This window comes from Caballeronia sp. GAFFF1 (assembly GCF_023630705.1).
Classification (GTDB): Bacteria; Pseudomonadota; Gammaproteobacteria; order Burkholderiales; family Burkholderiaceae; genus Caballeronia.
The window spans coordinates 52,844-70,842 of sequence record NZ_JALQEM010000006.1; the positions used below are offsets into that span (position 1 = coordinate 52,844).

The following is a 17,999-nucleotide window of genomic DNA, read 5'->3' on the forward strand; positions in this document are numbered from 1 at the left end:
TTGGTCGATTCGGCCCTCGGCGGGACGTGCGGTCCGCTCCCCGTAGTTCAATGGATAGAACGAGTGCCTCCTAAGCGCTAGATGCAGGTTCGATTCCTGCCGGGGGGACCATCGAGCACCGCTCAAAGCCTTAACAGGCTTGCCCGGCGGGCTTCTCAAGGGTAAGCATGGGTACTACATCCAGTACTACAATGGGTACCCCATGGCATTCCTGCAGCTCTCTTCAATCGTGTCCGTAAAGCTGAAATACGTTTGGCAGAAGTCCAAGGGCTCGCTGCTGTTCTTCAAGCGCCGAGTTCCGGACGACATCAAGCCACTCCCTCCCGCAGGCTCCAAGTACGCGGGTAAAGTGCATTACGTGGTCTCCCTGCAGACGACCGACCCTCGAGTGGCGTCCAAGCTAATCCCTGCACTGGTAGAGCAGACTGACAGGGATTGGGCGCAGTTGCGGAACCCTACGCGGCAGGGTGTCCTCCGCGAAGCCCATGAGCTTCTTCTTCTGAACGGCGTCGATCCCTCGGCCCCGGAGACCACCCCGGAGGCGGTCGACCACTTCCACACCTTCTTAGAGCATCAACTTCCCCGGTCCGTGGTCGAGAACGAGGACATCACGGAAGGGCGGCAATTGGACCGCTACTTGACGCCCGTTCAGGCCGCAGCGTTTCAGATGGTCCAGCGGCGGGTCAAGTTCACACTGGAAGACTGCCTCGAGCAGTACGTGGCAGCGCGGCCCGAGACCGAAAAGGATGCGCGTATGGTCTTCGGCTATCTGTTCGCCTTTCTCGAGGGTCGCTCTCCGGTCCCAGGGAAAGACCGGGACTTACAGAGCGTGAAGCGCCCGGACGTGAACGAGTTCGTTAGATGGCTGCTGGCTGGCAAGCACGGGAAAGGCGGCAAAGCCGTAAGTACAACCACAGTCAGTCGATACCTCACAAATGTAAGGGCCGCATTCGCCCGTGCGATCCGGGAGAACGAACTGCCCATCGCTAACGTGTTCGCCCAGGTGGAGATTCCAAAGGCCGGTAAGGATGCGGTCAAGCGCGAGACGTTCACCGTCGACCAGTACCGTTACCTGCACAGTGCTATTGAGCGGCATTTCGCGAAGGAGGGTCCGGATCAACTGCGCTGCATCCTGACCTTGGTCGCGGAAACCGGTGCGCGGCTCGGGGAAATTGTCGGCCTGGCGGCTGCTGACGTGCACCTTCGCGCCGCCGTGCCGTATCTGGACCTGAAGGAGCATCCCTGGCGGTCGCTCAAGACCGGGCTTGGGTCCGCACGGAAGGTCCCGTTGACGCCAAAGGCCCTCGAGGCGGCAAAGGCCGCGCTGCGGCTCGCGGACCACTCGCCGTTTCTGTTCCCCAGGTACACCAACGACACCAAATGCAGGGCGAACGCCGCCAGTGCATCTCTGGTGCAGTGGGTCCGGACTCGCGAAGGACTCGTCGGGACAAAGCTCGGCAATCACTCCCTGCGCCATGGCATGGAAGACCTTCTGCGGGCGGTCGGTTGCCCGGACTCAGTCCGAGACCGGATCACTGGTCACAAGAGCCCAGGAATGGGGGCGAACTACGGAGAAGGGTACAAGCTCGAGCAGTTGGCAGAGTGGATGACCAAGGCGGTCGCGCCGGTACACGGATAGCACATAGGACGGCGGCGCGGTACGGCTAAAACCCCGCGCCCACCGCTGCGGACAACCCAGACAGATACTGCCTCGTGGCTGCTTGGGCCTGCATGGCCTCCGCGTGCTCCTCGGCCTGCTCCGCGATCATCTCGTCGACACCTTCCACGATCACGTCCCGCAGCCCTCCCGCCTCGACGAGTGCCAGAGCTACTTGGTCGGCACGCTCGGTGTACTGGCCCAGCGCGATTCCCAGCGCCCGCGCTTTCCCGGGGGAGGTGAGCGGTCCCAGGGCGGCTCGCAGCTTCTCGGCAAATTGTCGCGCCAGGCGCTCCTCGGCGCTCTCTGTCTCGTCCTCGTCGGACGACCACGCGCCGCCGGTCCACTTCTCCGGGATCGGCTTGCCTTCGTCCTTGCAGCGTCGAATGAACCGCTCCATGTGGCGGGCCATCCGCTCACTTCGGTCTGCCGCCTCGGCGCATTCCTTGTGCGTCCACGGCTTACCGTTGGGGTGCCTGGGGCGCTCCAGGATGAGTTGATAAAGGTACTGTGATTTTTCCTGGTGCGTCCATTCCAGCTTGCGCTTTGCGTTCTCGCTCCGACCTGCCGCGATACGCGCCTCGGATAAGGTTCCGGTGAAGATGCGTACGGGGATGGTCTGACGATCTCGTTGGGCATACGCGGCCCTGCGGTGCGTGCCGTCAACGACCACGAAACGGTTGGCGCTGATCGGGAGGACAAGAATCGGGTCGAGGTCGGTCTCTTTGTCCAGGCGCTCCACCAATTTGGTGACGTGGTCGCCGTTCGTGATCCCGGCTTTGGACTTGGTGTGGAGGTCGCGCACCTGGAACACCTTGGGGCAAACCAAGACCTTCCTGAGCGGCACGACGAGATCCGTGCATGAGCCTTTTTTCCATTGAATTTGCGAATTTTCGATGTCGGTCTCGGTCCACTCATGGGACTTGCGAGCCTTATCTGGTAAGGGTTTCAACATGTTGTGTTCGTTCGTATTGAGGGCCCCTCGGACAGGAAATTTCCTGCGGTAGGGATTTCCTATCGGGCTGGTCGAGATAAAGGGGCGAGGGCCAGATGGCTCCTGCTCGGTGCTCTCATGCGTTGCCTTGAGTGGCAACCTCTTCAATCAGGTCGTCTGCCAGCGACCCTGCGCCGGTCTCACGTTTCCGCTCTTGCATGGCCGAGAGAATTGCCCAGAGAGTTCTTTCGATGTCTTCGGTCGTCATCTTCGTTGGTCGGTTGCTGTGATTAGGCGCACGCCTTGTCGCATTCTTCGTTAGCGGTTTGGATGAACAGCGCCTCATACTCGTCGACGGTCATCAGTTCCAGCGTCGTCGGGGTCGTGTACCGCATGAACTCGATCTCTCCGATCCCGCCATAGAACTGACCGCCGGGGAACGAGTTGTACGGCTTCTGAAATTCGAGGGGGTTCTCAGGGTCGAAGTAGTGGCTCTTCCGCTTGTTCGAGCGTGGTAGCATCGGCTCGAGGTTGTAAGGCGTGTGAAGTCCGCTGACAACCCACTCCCCCGAGATCGGATGAACGCCCTTCAGCGGAATTGCGTGGTCGAGATCCGCCCCCTCGGGTGCGGCCTCAATGATCTGCAGGCACTGCTTCAAGGTCGCGGTGGTCGGCATGGCTGTCTTGGGGCGGCCAAGGCCCCGCAAACGTCCGAGGGCGGCACTGTTGATGTCCTTGGCTCGCTGGCCCGGTTGCTCTCTCAGCCTCGCCATGGCGGCGCGTTGTCGTTCGTTATGGCTCGCCCGTGCCTCCGGATCCGAACGGGTGCGGTTCCACCTCTTTCCGGCTCGCTCGCGCTGACACGCAACGCACGAGCTACTGCTCGCGTAGTGAGGGTGTTCTCCGTGGGTCTTACAGGGCCACAGGAAGCGGTCTTCGCCGCGCTCGCGTGCTGCAGATGCGGCTGCCTTCTTCGTCGGTTTCATGTTGGCGGTCATTACGCGGCCTCCCTCTCGGGCTGCTCGGTCATCAGGGCCTTCACCCGTTCACCGTGGTCCTTCTTGAACCGGGCGACACACAGTCGGCACTGTCCGGACCCTGCGGTCCCATGGAGGGTCTCGCCGTGGTGCGGACATTTCCAGATAAAGGTCTTGAGTCCGGCCTTGCGGGCTGCTGTGAGGGCTGCGGCCTTGGTGCCTCGTTTGGCGCGGCGCTTGAGATAGGTGGCGTCGGTCTTGGGTGTGGTCATGATCGTATTTGTTAGGAAAAAAAAACTGAGATTGCGTGCCTGTAGGACGACTAAGGGCGTGAATGGGCCGCGCGACCCGTCTATGGGCGCGTAGAGCAGGCTGCGACGCGGCGGTGAATAGAGGGGGAATGGCTTGAGGGGTCCCAGGGCGCTCCTGGGCGCTACAGGGGCTGCTCCGGGATAGTCGACCCGCTATCGGTACGTGACTTCCGCTCTGGGGAGCGCGACCCCTTTCTTACTATGGTGTCGACTAAATGCGAGATACCGGCTCGTCGCCCGCCGCTGCAGGGCGGTGGTCTTGCACTGCCGGAGCATTCTTCTTAAACCGTCGACTAATAAAACGTCAATTGAATCCACCGGTCCGATAGAGGGAGGCTTGCGGCCCGAAGGGTCTTCCTTCTTAGGTGTGGACTAGTTAAAGCACCGCTTCTTTCTAACGGAAGTAGCAAATGCAGATCGTCGGTCCTGTGGCGGGCTGGCGGCGTTCGGAGGCCGCATCCCTTTCTATAGTGGTGGGTATTCCTTTCTATAGTGCGGGGTAACGGGTGTGCAGCCCTTTTCTAAAGCAGGCCCTAAATGCACCGGACGGGTCCCGTGGTGGCCCCCAGGGCGGTTGGGGTTGGTGCGCCTGTCGAAAAGAGCGCGGCTGGAAGTGCGTCTACTGCTTATCGGTATTGCCACGCGGCTGTCTCGACCGCTTTGAATGTCTCCGCTCGCTCCTTGCGCCTCTCAAGCATTGCCGTCCATTGCTGCAGTATCTGGCGCGGGATTGCTTCATAGAGGGTTGCACGGGTCTCCCTCCCGGGCCATTCACCGGTCTTGTACCAGTAATCGACCATCAGCTTGGCCTGGGCTTGGGCCATCGCAAGCGAGATGCGGCGCTCCTTCCGGGTCCAGCCTGTTCGGCTTCCCCAGGGCCGTCCCACGTGGTTGCCACGCTCCTTGGCAATCCGGTGCGCGTCCTCGGTGTTCGGCAGGAACCGCGCGGGATTGTCCGTGCGACGCTTCCGGGGCTTCTTGTCGGGTCCCCGCATCCGGGGCTTCGCTCGGTTGGTATCTTCGTCCATTGGGTGTTGTGTGTAAGGGCGGCGCGGGGCCGCTTCGGGTGGGCGTATTTGTGGGATGTGGGCTTGAGTGGCCCTGTGATGTGAGACCGCCTCGTCGTTGCGGTCCCTTGCTTCTCTCACGCGGCCTTGGGAAAGGCTCTACGTGCTCTGCTGACGGTCGCTTCGCTCACGCCGAAATGCTCCGCAGCCTTGGTGATGCTGCGGTTCTCCCAAGACCAGGCGGCGATTGCGGCTGCATCGTGCTGAACCGGACGGCCCAGGCTGGCCTTGCCTCGGTGCGTCTTGCCGGTGGCCGCAAGGGCTTGCTTGGCAAGCTCTCGACCGGCATCGGTGCGGGACGCGATCCGGTTGCGCTCCATCTGGGCAACTTGTGCGAGGAGGGCAAGGATTAGCTCGCCAGCGTCCCCGACAATCGGACCCAGGCCGTGAACGTCGACAATCACGCCCTTAGCGCGGAGGTCGCGCACGGTGGTCTGGACGTCGATAGAGTCGCGGCCCAGGCGGTCGACTGCGTAGACCTGGAGGGTGTCGCCTTCGCGGAGGTAGTCGGCGCATGCCTTGAACCCTGGTCGGTCCATAGCCTCTACTGTCCCGCTAACGCCCTGGTCGCTGAACTCTTTGTCGAAGTTTCCGCCCATGGCGGCGCGTTGCGACTCGATGGACTGGTCTCGGGTCGATACCCGAAAATAAGCGATGCGTGCCATGCTGTTCCCCTGTCAGGTATTGTCATAAGTTGGGTCAAATTATGATGGTACCATCACAATCCGTCAACAGGACTTTTGACAGGGCGTCGCATCGTGTCGGAAGGGGCTGTCGTTACTTACTAGTTTTGCGAGGGGCGGGCTACCGTTTGATACGATGTCCGCAGTCACTTGAGAGGCGCGGCGCGAATGATCACATTCACTTTAGACACCAATTGCCTCCTGGCGGTCGATGAGGGCAGACCTGAAGCAGGCGCGGTGATGGCGCTTTCCGCTGCACACGCTGAGGGCAAGGCCTCCGTCGCCTTAGTGGCTATTTCGGCGTCTGAGCGACAACGCGCCGGAGCGCACCTCGAATCCTTCACGGACTTCCAGAAACGGGTGGAGTCACTCGGTCTCGGCCACCTAGACCTGTTGCCACCTATGCTAATTTTCGACGTGACCTTTTGGGATTTCTCCGTCTGGTCGGACGATGGAATGATGGAGAAAGACAAGCAGATCCACGAAGTGCTCTTCCCTGGAATCCCTTACGAGTGGGAGGACTTCTGCAAATTAAGCGGGCTAGACCCGACCAAGCTGGTCGAGCAAAGCAAGAAGTGGCGCAACGCACGATGCGATGTTCAAGCGCTGTGGAGTCATGTGCACGCGGCCCGCGACGTGTTCGTGACCTCCGATAGGAATTTCCATGCTCCATCGAGGGCCGAGCGGTTAAGTTCGCTGTTCGGCGTGCGTGTTGCCTCCCCCGATAGCGCCGCCACTCTGTTGACGAACTAGAGTGCGAAGATGATCAAGAACGCGCCTTTAATAATCGCGAGGACGATCACAAGCCCGATGAGCCACCACATTAGCCGCCATACGGTGCGCCAGAAAGCGACGAGCAGCAGCGCAGCGGATCCTATCGCCGCGAGGAGGTACATGAGACCGTCAGGGCTGCGCGGCTGGAGCGACTGGGCCGCTTGCTGGCAGACGCAGACCATGCCGAACCACGCCAGGAGCCAAAGTCCGAGCTTGACATACGCTGCGCGGGTCTCAAGCAGCCGCCGCTCTTCGAAGTCCTGCCGCCACTGATAGACTGCGTCAGACCGGGTAGCGCTCTCGTCGCTACGCCGTGCGAAGGCGGCGAGGTCCCCACGGTCCAAGGTCGGTTCACGCCGTTCGATACTGCCCCCGCGTGCTGCTCCCATTGCTTTCCCCTTCGTTCTCGTTTTGTTTCTGAGGTCTGGTCTCGGCGGCGCGTTGTCACTCGCGCTCGTTTCGTCGGAGTTTATCTCGGTTCGGGTTTTTCAAGGTACCCCCTATGCCTCAGTTTCGAGCGCTTAAAAAAGCCGGTAAAGGCTCTCGCGTTGTTATTGTTGTTGCAGATCGTGCAGGAGAGTCGCCCGCCAGAAATTTGGAAAGTCCGAAAAGAAAGACCCCCCTACACCCCCCTGGGGGTCTCGCAGAAACAGGGGGCGTGTTTGACAGGAAAGACGCCCCCCGGTGGGGGCGAATCCGCCCGCTAATTCAACGCGGCGTTGGCCTCAACAAGGAACAGGATCGACGTTGCCGTTAGATTTAACGCATACCTGGCAAAGTATGCCGGAACGGTGAGCGGGTCTGTGCCTTGCCCGTGACCGCCGAGCTTATTCCGTACAGTCGGCAATCCACTTTCGAGTAAGGTGCGCAGTGCAGCAAACTGGGACTCTAGATAAGGGGGTAAAAGCCCATTCGAAAAGCAAGCGGCGATTAGAGCTTTTGCAGTGTCGCCTGGCTTAGTAGCCCACCGTCGCTGCTTGGCGATTGACTTCATAGTGCTCTCGAGTGCTTTCAGAGCGTCGACTAGGCATTCCTTGTGCCGACCGTGACGGTAGTGCTCATGAGCCAGCAGAAACTCTTCATTCGCTCCCTGGAATGCGCTCCCGCGCAGCACAGACAGGGCTGGTTTAACCGCTTCAGCGTGGAGATACTGTGAGTCGATTCGAAGAATTTCGTTTGACTCGAATGTGTAACCGACGCCGTGTTCCTTAAATCGCTCGTTCAGTTCAACGATCGCGTCTTCGGGTGACACCCGGCGTCGGGTCATCTGTTTATAGTCCTGGTCGGTCGAGATATGCGTGACGACCTTGAAGCTCAATTCGATAACGTCGAGCGCTTGCTCAATGTTCTCCTCCCATAGGAAGAAATTAAACACGGACTCAGCATCAGAAGCTGCGTTTTTGGTGAGTTCGAAGACCCCGTATTCCCGGCACAGCGTGCGCTTTACAAACTCATAAGCGTCTGTAGCGTGCGATGAGTGGAAGGTGTCCTGTCCGAAGGCGTCCTCGATGATCTGAACGATTTGGACCCTCAGTTCACGGGGCAGCGAGTCGTACACATAGACATCGGGCATCTCGCCCCGCGCTCGCTTCTGGCGCTTTGAAAACAAATTGAAAGAAACCATTGTAGGTCGGGCGGTGCGGTTGTGATAATCGGCTTCGATACCGCCTAAGTGGTAGACGCCGTGCCGCTGGCATTCTCGCTGAACCGCGTCAGTCTGTCTAATAAGCTGCGAAGTCTTCCTCGCGAAGCTGGCGGCCCGCCCCGAACTGGTACTACACGAAGGGTATGTCAGGTACTACATGAACAGAATGAACTTGCGTGCCGACAGTTGCCAACCAACCGAGATCCTTAATAGGATTGGGTTTGCTGCCCATGCGCCCCTCGGCATTCCCCCAGTGATTTCGACAATCGAAACCTGCCGGGGGGACCACGATAGCTTCCCTATGCGCCGCCGACGCCTCCCTTCGTCGGCACCCGCGAATACCGATTCGTCCCTCGTCAATCAGCAACCGCGCCGCTCAACCCGCCAGTTGCGTGACGAAGTCGCGGTACGTGTGCAGCGGACGGCCCAGCAAGCGCACCAGGCGTTCAACGTCGCCGTCTTCCGGCACCATGCCGTCGCTGACATAGCGCTCGGCCATCAGACGCATCTCGTAGGCCATCCACTTCGGCATGAAGCCCGCAAGGTTCTGCTCGAACCCGCTCGGATCGTCGCCGCCGTAGGACACCGGCCGGCCGAGCACGTCGGACCAGATGGACGCCAGAGCGGTGCCCGTCAATGTATCGGGTCCGACAAGATCGATGACCTCGACGGGAAGATCCGCGGCGGCCTCGTTGCGACGCAACAGTTCGATGGCCGCGACCTCCGCGATATCCCGCGTGTCGACCATGGCGACGCCCTTGCTCCCGATCGGCATCGGATAGACGCCGTGATCGACGACGATGTCCCGAATCATCAGTTCGTTGTCGATGAAGTACGCAGGGCGCAGGATCGTCGCGCTGAAACCCATTTGCTCGATCATTCGCTCGGCGCCGGACTTCACCGCGAAGTGCGGCACGTTGACGAACCGGTCCGCGTGCATGACCGACAGATAGACCACGCGCTCGACGCCCGACTCACGCGCGATGTTCAGCGAGATCAGCGCCTGCGTGAACTCGTCGCCCGCGACCGCGTTGAGCAGGAACAGCGTGCGCGCGCCGGCGAAGGCCCGGCGAAGTGAATCGATATCGAGCATATCGCCCTGTGCGACCGTCACTTCGGCCGGGAAGTGCGCTTTCGATGGATCGCGCACGAGCACGCGCACATCCGCATGGCGGCTGACGAGTTGTTCGACGACCTGACGGCCGACGCGGCCGGTGGCGCCGGTAACGAGAATAGTCATGGTGGAACTCCTTCAAGTGGTTGGCATGCACCTAAGGTAGGTGATCCACTGAATGTCCGGAAGATGTGATATAGAGACGTAGCGTCTCACCGATGGAACGCTGACTAGGACCCGCATGGATCTTCTCGCTCTCGCTGACTTCAATCTCGTCGCGCGTTACGGCAGCTTCGGAGAGGCCGCTCGCGCGTCCGAGCGGCCGAAGGCGACGCTTTCGCGCCGCGTCGCCGAACTCGAAAACGACCTTCGCATACGGCTTTTCGAACGCGGGCCGCGCGGCGTCGTCCTCACTCAGGAAGGCCGCGCGCTTTACGAGCGCACGGGTGCGCTCCTTGCCGAACTCAACGAAAGCGCCGTCGCCATTGCATCCGGTAGCGATGAGCCGCGCGGCCGCTTGCGCATCAGCGCGCCCGCGCTCTTCTCGCAGATAGCCATGGGGAAGCTGGTCGCGTCGTTCGTCATGAAGCACCCGCAGGTCCGCATCGAAGTGACGACAGAAGATCGCCCGGTCAACATGATCGAAGAAGGGTATGACCTCGTGATCCGCGTCAATCCTGAACCGAACGAAACGCTGGTCGGGCGCATCTTCTTGCGCGACCGGCTCGTCGTCGTGGCGAAGCCGGGACTAAAGCGACCGGCCGCGGAATCCAGCGTTCGCGCAGTCGTTCGCGGCGCGCCCGAAGACACTGCGTACTGGGACGTGATCGGCGCGCGGGGAAAAGCGCGCATCCTTATCGAGCCGGTTGCGCACCTGTCGTCTCTCGTCATGGTGCGCGACACCGTTCGCCTCGGCGTGGGCGCCGCCTGTCTGCCGCTGTCGCTGGTGAGCCGGGATATCGCCGCCGGCACGCTCGCGCATTGGGGCGATGTCGACGGGCCGGAGATCGCGTTGTGGGCGCTGTATCCGTCGAGGCGCTTGTTGAGCACGCGCGTGTCGGCTTTTCTCGCGCACCTCAAGGCATCGTTTCCGTTGGGCACGGCGGACGAACTCGCGGCACTGATCGAATGACGGTGAATCGGGCACATCGTCGGCTTATGCGTTAGAGTCCGCGTCACGCTGGACCCAACGTCTTGTTCACGTGGAGATGACCATGCCTCTTTTTCAGTTTGCCGATTCATTCGACCTCGAAACCGCGTTCAGCGATGTCAGCGAATATTGGTCGCCGAAAGTCGTCGCGCAGGTCAACGATCAGTATGTGAAGGTCGCCAAGGTGCGCGGTCAACTCGCGTGGCACGACCACGCGAACGAAGACGAGTTGTTCTTCGTCGTGCGCGGCAATCTCACCATCGAATACGGAGGCGGCCGAGCCGTGCACTTGCCCGCGGGCTCCATGCACGTCGTGCCGCGCGGCACGCTGCATAACCCGGTCGCCGACGAGGAATGCTGGATCGTGCTGATCGAGCCCGTAGAGACGAAGCATACGGGCGACGTGCAGTCGCCGCTGACGAGGACGATAGAAGAGCAGCTGAGCGGCGCGCCGAGAGCGTGATTTACGTCCACGCAAAAGCGACAACGTTCGGCGCCGCAAGTTAGAATCCTCGCCGACACATCGCCGGGTTTCGGCGGTCCTCGAGCACCGCCAGACGGCGGATGCGGCCAGAACGAGGACAAAAATTGAACATCGAGCGCCCCACCGTAAGCAACGTACGGCCATCCTTCAGCGACCATTCGAACGATATCTTCTTCGCGGCTGTTTCGACGACGCGCATGCCCATGCTCGTCACCGACCCGAACCAGCCCGACAACCCGATCGTCTTCGTGAACTCGGCATTCCTCAATCTGACGGGCTTCAGCGTCGAGGAGTTGATCGGGCAGAACTGCCGGCTCTTGCAAGGGCCGGAGACGAGCCAGGCTACCGTGTCCGAGATTCGCGATGCCGTCCGACAGGGCCGCGAAATCAATATCGAGGTGCTGAACTATCGCAAGGACGGATCGACCTTCTGGAACGCGCTCTTTATCTCGCCGGTCAGAAACGAAGCCGGCGAAATCGTGTATTTCTTCGCGTCTCAACTCGATATCAGCCGCCGCCGCGACGCGGAAGAGGCGCTGCGGCAATCGCAGAAGATGGAAGCACTCGGGCAATTGACAGGGGGCATCGCGCACGACTTCAACAACCTGTTGCAGGTCATGAGCGGCTATGTGGATGTGATGAAGCTCGGCATCGAAGAGCGGTTCGACCTGAGCCGGTTCGTGATGCCGGTGGAGCGGATGCGCGATGCGATCACGCGAGCGTCTACGCTCACGCAGCAATTGCTCGCGTTCGCGCGGAAGCAGGAACTGCGCGGCCGGATCATCAACCTCAACGCGCGGCTCGCCGACATTCGGGAACTCGCGGAAAACACGTTCGGCGACAGCGGAGCGCTCACCTTCGTTCCGGACCCGGCGCTGCGCAATTGTCAGCTCGACGCTTCGCAACTGGAAGTGGCGGTGCTCAACCTGCTTCTGAATGCGCGCGACGCGCTTCACGGTAAGGACAAGCCTCAAGTCACGGTGCGCACCGGCAATCTGTCGCTGACCGATAGAAGGCCCATCGGATTCGCGCAACTCACGCCCGGCGAGTATGTGTGGATGTCGGTGAGTGACAACGGCACCGGCATTCCTGCCCATATTCTTGCGCATGTGATGGACCCGTTCTTCACCACGAAGGAAGAAGGAAAGGGAACGGGCCTGGGTTTATCGATGGTCTACGGCTTCGCGAGACAATCGGGCGGCGCGGTCGATATCTACTCCGAGCCGGGCCACGGCACAACGGTGCGGCTCTACTTTCCGGCGGTGGCGGCGGAACCATCCATCGAGCAGCGGCACAGACGTGTCGCCGAGTCCGCGCACAACGAGACGATCCTCGTTGTCGACGACCGGCCCGACGTGGCCGAAGTCGCCGCGATGATCCTGCAGCAAGGCGGGTACAAGACGCGCGTGGCACATGGGGCGCATGACGCTCTCGAAATGCTGGGCGGAGACGCGGACATCGAACTGCTCTTCACCGACCTCATCATGCCGGGAGGCATGAACGGCGTAATGCTCGCGCAGGAAGCGAAGCGCCGCAAGCCACTGCTGCGCGTCTTGCTGACGACCGGCTACGCCGACACGTCCATCGCGAGAAACGACATCGACGGCACTGAGTTTCCGGTGCTGCACAAGCCGTATCAGGCAATCGAGTTGCGCGCGGCGATCTCGCAGGCGCTGCACAATCCCGGCACCGACAGTTGACCGCAAAGCCTGCGCGACAAGCGCAGGCTTCGCCGCGCGTCGCGCTAGTCCGCCCACGCGTGCGCCTCGAACAGCGCCTCGAGCGGCGGCTGCGTGACGCTCGCGGTGTAGTTCGTCATTGTCGATGCCGCCACGACGAGAATGACTTCGAGCACCCGTTCCTGATCGAAGCCCGCGCCGATGAACGACGCGATCACCTGTTCGTCCACGCGGCCACGACCTTCGATGAGGGCGCGCGCCAGGGCCGACAATGCCGCGAGCCGATCGTCATGCGGCAGGCGGCGTTCGCGGATCGCCTGAACATCCGCTTGGCTCAGGCCTGCCTGCAACGCAAGATACGAGTGGAAAGCAATGGGCCATGCAGCGCCGTTCGTCACGGCGTTTGTAAGCAGTAGCGCCTGAATCTGCGCTTCGGTGAAGTTGCCGCCATGTACTTGCTGAAATACGCCTACGAGCCCGTTGATTAATCGGGGCGAACCGGCGAGGGCGCCTGCGATGTTCGGCACCATGCCGAACGCCTGAGCGAGGGCGTTGAGCGCGGGCTTCGAATCAGCGGGAGCGGAGTCGAGCGTATAGACGGTAAACTGAGTCATGGGGAGTCCTTATGAAGTGGCGATACGAGATGAACAACCGAACGACACACACAGCTTAGTCGCGCGGAAGCATCCGGCCAATTACATGGCATGTCATCGGTTCGACGCTACTCGCGTGCGGCTTGCAGCAACGCGATGTGCCGCGCTTCGATTTCGCTATCGGCCGGAAACATGCACTCGATCCGCAGTTCCTGCGCAGCGACCGTCGACGGGGTGCCGACCGTCGTGATCATGGAGAAGTAATTGAGCACCGCGCCGTCTTTCATGAAACTCAATGGCACGACAGGCAGCGTGGACGAGGACGCCGTCATGGCTTGCGAGCGCCACTCCGGACGCACGCCGGGATAAGCCAACAGCGCATCGAGAAGTTGCTGCGTCCGGGCATCGACGACATGTCCGACCGCTTCGCGATGCACGCGCTGCAAGAGACTGAGCGCGACGCTTTCCCAGTCCGCGATATGCGGCCGCATGCCTTGCGGATCGAACATCAGATGCAGGATGTTGCGCGGTCCCGTGCGCGCCGCCATGTCGATGAAGCAATCGAAGAAAGCCGGCGCCGCGCGATTGCTCAGGACTACGTTCCAATAGCGGTCCATCACGATGGCGGGGAAGGGCTCGTGCTGCTGCAGCATCCGCGTCGCAGCGCCCATGACGACGGACATTTCCTTGTCGCTCCACTCGGCCTCGGAATACATCGGGGCATAACCGGCCGACAGCAGCAGCGCGTTGCGTTCCCGCAGCGGCACATCGAGCGACTGCGCGATATTCATGAGCGTTTGCCGGCCCGGCACGCTGCGCCCGCTTTCGATGAAGCTGATCTGGCGCTGCGAAATCCCGGCAACGAGCGACAGGTCGAGCTGGCTGAAGCCGCGCGCCTCGCGCCAGTGACGCAGCAAGGCGCGCAAATCGTTCGATTCCCGATAGCGGAGGTTCGATGCGCTCATGGTCTCCTTCGTAAGTGGCAAGGCGTATCGACTTTAGCGACTCGCGGCCGCCTCGCGCAATGACATCGCATGTAATCGCGGCTTGAACGCAAAGCCGCGCAACTCAGTTCAGGCCCAGGGGATTCGAGATTCTCAGCCGCCAGGCATTGTCCGGTCCTTTCTGCATGACCTGAGTCGCGCGGCCCGATTCGACATGCGGCAGCCCGTTGGGTAGCGTAACAGCCAGCGTCCAATCCGCCAGAACCAGCGCGATGTTTCCGCTCGACAGCACGCGACGCACCGTATTGCGAATGCGCGGCTTCGCGGCCAGCAGTTGCGCCATCGCGCGGCGCGCTTCATCCGGGCGCGCGCGAATTTCGACGCCGTTCGTCAGACGCATCGTGGCATCGTTGCGAAAGAGGCGAAGAAGTCCGTCGAGGTCGCCCGCGTTAATCGCCGCATCGAAGGCAAGCGGCACGTCCTCCGGCGCACGACAACCCGCCGATCCGTTCTCGATCTCGCCGACGAAGCGCGCGATGACGCGTGCGATGTCCGTCGGCGTTTCGAGCGGCGACAGATGTCCGACGCCGGGCAGCACGACCATCGCCGCATGCGGGATGCGCGGCAGAAGCTCGTTCTGCAACGTGTCCATGCGATCGACCCGGTCCAGTTCTCCCGAGATGACGACGGTGGGCACGTCGATCGACGCCACCGCGGCCGTCAGGTCCTCGCTCATGCCGATTTCAGGCCACGCGGCTTTCGCTTGCGGCGCGCCCTTCAGGCTGTCTTCGATGACTCGTTCGCGACGGGCCGCGTCGAGCGGTCTTCCGGTCAGCACGTGGTCGATAACGAATTCGACCGATTCGCGCGATACGTAAGCGCCCGACAAGGTCGCGCGTTCCTGCTCCGAGAGGCGCATGGGCGAGGGCGGCGACGGCGCGACGAGCACGAGCCCTTGCAGTCCCTTCGGCCGCCGGGAAGCGATCAGTTGCGCGACCTTGCCGCCCATGGAATGACCGACGAGCATGTAGCGCCGCAAGCCGAGCGCGCCGATCACGCCTTCGGCATCCGCGGCCAGATCGGCGATGCCGTAGCCATTCGCGGGGGCGTCGGAATGGCCCCATCCGCGATGATCGGTGGCAACGATGCGATAACGGTCGCCCAGTTCGTCCGCAACGCCGTCCCAGGTCCGCGACGAGCCGCCGTAGTAGTGCAGAAATACGAGCGCGATGTCCCCGCTACCGCGCTGCGTGACGTGAATCCGCGTGCCGTTCGTTTCGATCTTCATCTCTTCGCCTCGGTTCGTGACATGCGTGCATCGTAGGCGTGCGCGTGCGCTCTGATAATTGCCCGATCAGTGGCGGCAGTCGATAATGCGGTGATCGAATCGGGGAGGGCCATGGACCGACTGACCAGTCTTGGCGTGTTCGTCGCGGCGGTGGAGGAAGGAAGCCTGGCTGCGGCGGCGCGTCGTTTCGGATTGTCGCCTGCGATGGCGGGCAAACATGTCACCGAGATCGAGGCGAGGCTGAATGCGCGCCTGCTTCAGCGCACGACCCGGCGTCTCAGCCTGACCGATGCGGGCCAGACCTATTACGAACGCAGCAAGCAGATTCTGGAGGCCTTCGCTGAAGCCAATCGCGCAGTAAGCGATTCGCAGGCTTCGGTGCGCGGCGTGCTGCGGGTCGCGGCGCCCGTGACGTTCGGCGCGATGCATCTCGGCGATGTCATCGCGCGATATGTCCGCGACCATCCGCAAGTGAATGTGGAAGTGGACCTCGGCGACCGGTATGTGGACCTGCTCGACGCCGGCATAGACGTCGCGATCCGCATCGGTCGTCTGGACGATCCGGCGCTGGTGACGCGCCGCATCGCGCCATGCCGCATGATCGTGTGCGCGTCGCCCGGGTACATCGAGCGGCACGGTGCGCCGCGCACGCCCGACCATCTGCTGGGCGCGCCAAGGCTCGTGTTCAGCGAAGCCGTGTCTGCGGGCGACTGGACCTTGTTCGATGCGGACAACCGCACCTATGTCATCGACGGACCTGCGCGCATTTCGGCGAACAACACGCAGATGTTGCTGTCCGCCGCGCTCGCCGGAGCCGGAATCGCGTACGGCCCGAGCTTCGTCTTCGGAGAGCATGTGCGCCGCGGCGAACTCGTCGCGCTGCTGCCCGACTACCGCGCGACCGAACTGTTGATTCAGGCGGTCTTACCGGGCGCGCGGGGCATCCCGCTCAAGGTGCGCCGATTCGTGGATTACCTCGCGGAGGCGTTCGGCGACGAACCGCCGTGGGACACGGGAACGCGGCCATGGCAAGCCGCCAATCGTCAGCCTTAGTCGCCGCCCGCATTGGACCGCGAGCCGTTTCCACCGGATAATGCGGGCACACCCATTTCTCGCTCGCGGCTCATGCGCTCATGACCGAAATCGAATCCGCGCTGCTGGTGTTCTTTCTGCTGCTCGCAAGCACCGGCATCGGCGCGATCATTCGGCCGCTCCTGCCGGAGGAGCACAAGGCGCAGGAAACGGTGCAGCTCGTGCAACTCGTCGTCGGCATGCTGGTGACGTTCGCCGCGCTCGTGCTGGGCTTGCTGACGGCATCGGCCAAAACCGTGTTCGATACCACCGATAACGACGTGCGCGCCTACGCCGCCGCGATCATCGAACTCGACCGGGCGATGCGCGACTACGGCGCGGACCTCGACGAAACGCGCACCGTGCTGCGCAGCTACACGGCGGCGGCGATTGCGAGCACATGGCCGGCCGAGCCGCATCCGCCGGGCGACTACTATCCGCAAGTGGAACCGTCGCCGCACGCGAGCGGCAAACTCGAAAGCCGCGCGCTGGGCGAACTGCTCGATCGCGGGCAGCGTCAGGTCCGGTTGCTTCAGCCCGCCGACGCCTATCACCGCAAGCTCGCCGACAGCACCGCCACGCGCTTCGATCAGCTCATCGCGCTGCGCTGGAAGCTGATCGAGGAAGCGCACGGCACCATTTCCTATCCGTTCGACCGCATTCTCGTCGGCTGGCTGCTCATCATCTTTCTGTGCTTCGGGCTGATCGCCCCGCGCAACGCGCTGTCTCTCGTGACGATCATGCTGGGCGCGCTTTCCATCGCGTCGGCCGTGCTCGTCATTCTCGATCTCGATACGCCGTTCACCGGCCCGATCATGGTCCACAGCCAGCCGATGCGCGAAGCGCTCGCCTACCAAAGCCGCTGATGCCGACGAATCTCTATGCCGACCCGCGCCTCGTCGCGCTCTACGACGCGCTCAATTCCGCCGCTGCCGACACGGCGTTCTACGTGGCGCTCGCCGAGTCGGCGGCGCATGTGATCGACCTCGGATGCGGCACCGGTCTGCTTGCCTGCGAGCTTGCCGGGCGCGGCTATCGCGTGACGGGCATCGATCCGTCGCCGCAGATGCTCGAGATTGCGCGCGGCCGTCCGTCAGGCGAGCGCGTGACATGGATCGAGGGCGATGCGTCTGCGCTGCCGTTCGTCGGCGCGGCCGACCTGCTCGTGATGACCGGTCACGTCGCGCAAGTATTTCTCGACGATGCATCATTCTTCGCGACGCTTGCCGCCGCGCGACGCGCGTTGCGTTTCGGCGGGCGCATCGCGTTCGAGAGCCGCAATCCGGCGGCGCGGGCGTGGGACGACTGGACGGCGGAACGCTCGCTAAGGCGCATCCAGAGTGCGGACGGACGCGCCGTCGATGTCTGGCAGGAGCGGCACGCGAGCCCCGATCCGCTCGCGACCGGGCGCGTTGCGTTTACGACTTACGCGCGCTTCGATGGCGAGACGGACACGCTGCGCGCCGAAAGCGAACTGCGCTTTCGCAGCCGCGACGAACTCGCGCAACTGCTCACCCGCGCGGGCTTCGCGCAGATCGACTGGTATGGGGACTGGAACCGCGCGCCGGTGGACGAAACGAGCCGCGAGTTGATCGCGGTGGCGCGCTGAAAGAGCGCCGCAAGCGCGG

At 62.3% G+C, this 17,999-nt stretch carries 21 protein-coding genes and 1 tRNA gene; 9 read left to right on the plus strand and 13 right to left on the minus strand.

All coding sequences use genetic code 11. From position 1 onward, the window contains the following. Positions 1-36 precede the first annotated feature (36 nt). Positions 37-111 (plus strand) — tRNA-Arg (locus NCR37_RS04120). A 91-nt stretch (positions 112-202) separates the two neighbouring features. Further along, positions 203-1,639 (plus strand): site-specific integrase, encoded by a 1,437-nt coding sequence (locus NCR37_RS04125; RefSeq protein WP_250471890.1) that lies wholly within the window; start codon positions 203-205, stop codon positions 1,637-1,639. 25 nt (positions 1,640-1,664) lie between these two features. Here the strand turns inward: NCR37_RS04125 and NCR37_RS04130 are convergent, their stop codons facing one another. The 6 genes from NCR37_RS04130 to NCR37_RS04150 all read right to left on the minus strand — a co-directional run bounded on the left by NCR37_RS04130 (position 1,665) and on the right by NCR37_RS04150 (position 5,611). Continuing rightward, the gene (locus NCR37_RS04130) at positions 1,665-2,612 is read right to left on the minus strand and encodes a ParB N-terminal domain-containing protein (RefSeq protein WP_250471891.1); all 948 of its coding nucleotides are present in this window, start codon (positions 2,610-2,612) and stop codon (positions 1,665-1,667) included. Between the two features lie 115 nt (positions 2,613-2,727). Beyond that, positions 2,728-2,859 (minus strand): hypothetical protein, encoded by a 132-nt coding sequence (locus NCR37_RS28355; RefSeq protein WP_284506781.1) that lies wholly within the window; start codon positions 2,857-2,859, stop codon positions 2,728-2,730. Between the two features lie 22 nt (positions 2,860-2,881). After that, positions 2,882-3,589 carry a hypothetical protein gene (locus NCR37_RS04135; RefSeq protein ID WP_250471892.1) on the minus strand — a complete coding sequence of 236 codons (708 nt, stop codon included), beginning with the start codon at positions 3,587-3,589 and terminating at the stop codon, positions 2,882-2,884. Next, entirely contained in the window at positions 3,589-3,840 is a 252-nt protein-coding gene (locus NCR37_RS04140) for a hypothetical protein (RefSeq protein ID WP_250471893.1), read from the minus strand. The genes NCR37_RS04135 and NCR37_RS04140 overlap by 1 nt, the downstream gene beginning before the upstream one ends. A gap of 665 nt (positions 3,841-4,505) precedes the next feature. Further along, complete coding sequence (locus NCR37_RS04145) at positions 4,506-4,907, minus strand: hypothetical protein (RefSeq protein WP_250471894.1); 402 nt, start codon at positions 4,905-4,907, stop codon at positions 4,506-4,508. 116 nt (positions 4,908-5,023) lie between these two features. Further along, the gene (locus tag NCR37_RS04150; RefSeq protein ID WP_250471895.1) at positions 5,024-5,611 is read right to left on the minus strand and encodes a recombinase family protein; all 588 of its coding nucleotides are present in this window, start codon (positions 5,609-5,611) and stop codon (positions 5,024-5,026) included. A gap of 186 nt (positions 5,612-5,797) precedes the next feature. Here NCR37_RS04150 and NCR37_RS04155 point away from each other — a divergent pair, with 186 nt between their 5' ends. Further along, positions 5,798-6,382 (plus strand): hypothetical protein, encoded by a 585-nt coding sequence (locus NCR37_RS04155; RefSeq protein WP_250471896.1) that lies wholly within the window; start codon positions 5,798-5,800, stop codon positions 6,380-6,382. On the opposite strand, the gene NCR37_RS04160 is transcribed toward NCR37_RS04155, so the two are convergent. The 3 genes from NCR37_RS04160 to NCR37_RS04170 all read right to left on the minus strand — a co-directional run bounded on the left by NCR37_RS04160 (position 6,379) and on the right by NCR37_RS04170 (position 9,288). Then, positions 6,379-6,792, minus strand: coding sequence for a hypothetical protein (locus NCR37_RS04160; RefSeq protein WP_250471897.1), 414 nt, complete (start codon positions 6,790-6,792; stop codon positions 6,379-6,381). The genes NCR37_RS04155 and NCR37_RS04160 overlap by 4 nt on opposite strands. 314 nt (positions 6,793-7,106) lie before the next feature. Then, positions 7,107-8,027, minus strand: a complete 921-nt coding sequence (locus NCR37_RS04165) for an abortive infection family protein (protein ID WP_250471898.1) — start codon at positions 8,025-8,027, stop codon at positions 7,107-7,109. A gap of 397 nt (positions 8,028-8,424) precedes the next feature. Then, entirely contained in the window at positions 8,425-9,288 is an 864-nt protein-coding gene (locus tag NCR37_RS04170) for an SDR family oxidoreductase (RefSeq protein WP_250471899.1), read from the minus strand. A 115-nt stretch (positions 9,289-9,403) separates the two neighbouring features. Between NCR37_RS04170 and NCR37_RS04175 the strand changes: the two genes are divergently transcribed. Together NCR37_RS04175 and NCR37_RS04180 are read left to right on the plus strand one after the other, a co-directional pair. After that, positions 9,404-10,294: a LysR family transcriptional regulator gene (locus NCR37_RS04175; protein ID WP_250471900.1), complete on the plus strand. Its 891-nt coding sequence runs from the start codon at positions 9,404-9,406 to the stop codon at positions 10,292-10,294. 76 nt (positions 10,295-10,370) lie between these two features. Continuing rightward, positions 10,371-10,775: a cupin domain-containing protein gene (locus NCR37_RS04180; RefSeq protein WP_250471901.1), complete on the plus strand. Its 405-nt coding sequence runs from the start codon at positions 10,371-10,373 to the stop codon at positions 10,773-10,775. A gap of 40 nt (positions 10,776-10,815) precedes the next feature. On the opposite strand, the gene NCR37_RS28360 is transcribed toward NCR37_RS04180, so the two are convergent. Beyond that, positions 10,816-10,995 (minus strand): hypothetical protein, encoded by a 180-nt coding sequence (locus NCR37_RS28360; protein WP_284506782.1) that lies wholly within the window; start codon positions 10,993-10,995, stop codon positions 10,816-10,818. Here NCR37_RS28360 and NCR37_RS04185 point away from each other — a divergent pair. Then, positions 10,994-12,496: a histidine kinase famiy protein gene (locus NCR37_RS04185; RefSeq protein WP_284506783.1), complete on the plus strand. Its 1,503-nt coding sequence runs from the start codon at positions 10,994-10,996 to the stop codon at positions 12,494-12,496. The two genes, NCR37_RS28360 and NCR37_RS04185, sit on opposite strands and share 2 nt — an antisense overlap. A gap of 44 nt (positions 12,497-12,540) precedes the next feature. On the opposite strand, the gene NCR37_RS04190 is transcribed toward NCR37_RS04185, so the two are convergent. From NCR37_RS04190 to NCR37_RS04200, 3 genes are all read right to left on the minus strand, one after another. Then, entirely contained in the window at positions 12,541-13,089 is a 549-nt protein-coding gene (locus tag NCR37_RS04190) for a carboxymuconolactone decarboxylase family protein (protein WP_250471903.1), read from the minus strand. A gap of 107 nt (positions 13,090-13,196) precedes the next feature. Further along, positions 13,197-14,033: a helix-turn-helix domain-containing protein gene (locus tag NCR37_RS04195; protein ID WP_250471904.1), complete on the minus strand. Its 837-nt coding sequence runs from the start codon at positions 14,031-14,033 to the stop codon at positions 13,197-13,199. Between the two features lie 103 nt (positions 14,034-14,136). After that, a complete protein-coding gene (locus NCR37_RS04200) occupies positions 14,137-15,300 on the minus strand; it encodes an alpha/beta fold hydrolase (RefSeq protein WP_250471905.1) in 1,164 nt (387 codons plus the stop codon). Between the two features lie 111 nt (positions 15,301-15,411). Here NCR37_RS04200 and NCR37_RS04205 point away from each other — a divergent pair, with 111 nt between their 5' ends. The 3 genes from NCR37_RS04205 to NCR37_RS04215 all read left to right on the plus strand — a co-directional run bounded on the left by NCR37_RS04205 (position 15,412) and on the right by NCR37_RS04215 (position 17,980). Next, the gene (locus NCR37_RS04205; protein WP_250471906.1) at positions 15,412-16,353 is read left to right on the plus strand and encodes a LysR family transcriptional regulator; all 942 of its coding nucleotides are present in this window, start codon (positions 15,412-15,414) and stop codon (positions 16,351-16,353) included. An 80-nt stretch (positions 16,354-16,433) separates the two neighbouring features. Beyond that, complete coding sequence (locus NCR37_RS04210) at positions 16,434-17,237, plus strand: bestrophin-like domain (RefSeq protein ID WP_250471907.1); 804 nt, start codon at positions 16,434-16,436, stop codon at positions 17,235-17,237. Beyond that, on the plus strand, positions 17,237-17,980 hold the full coding sequence (locus NCR37_RS04215) for a class I SAM-dependent methyltransferase (protein ID WP_250471908.1): 744 nt from the start codon (positions 17,237-17,239) through the stop codon (positions 17,978-17,980). The genes NCR37_RS04210 and NCR37_RS04215 overlap by 1 nt, the downstream gene beginning before the upstream one ends. The last annotated feature ends 19 nt before the right edge of the window (positions 17,981-17,999 follow it).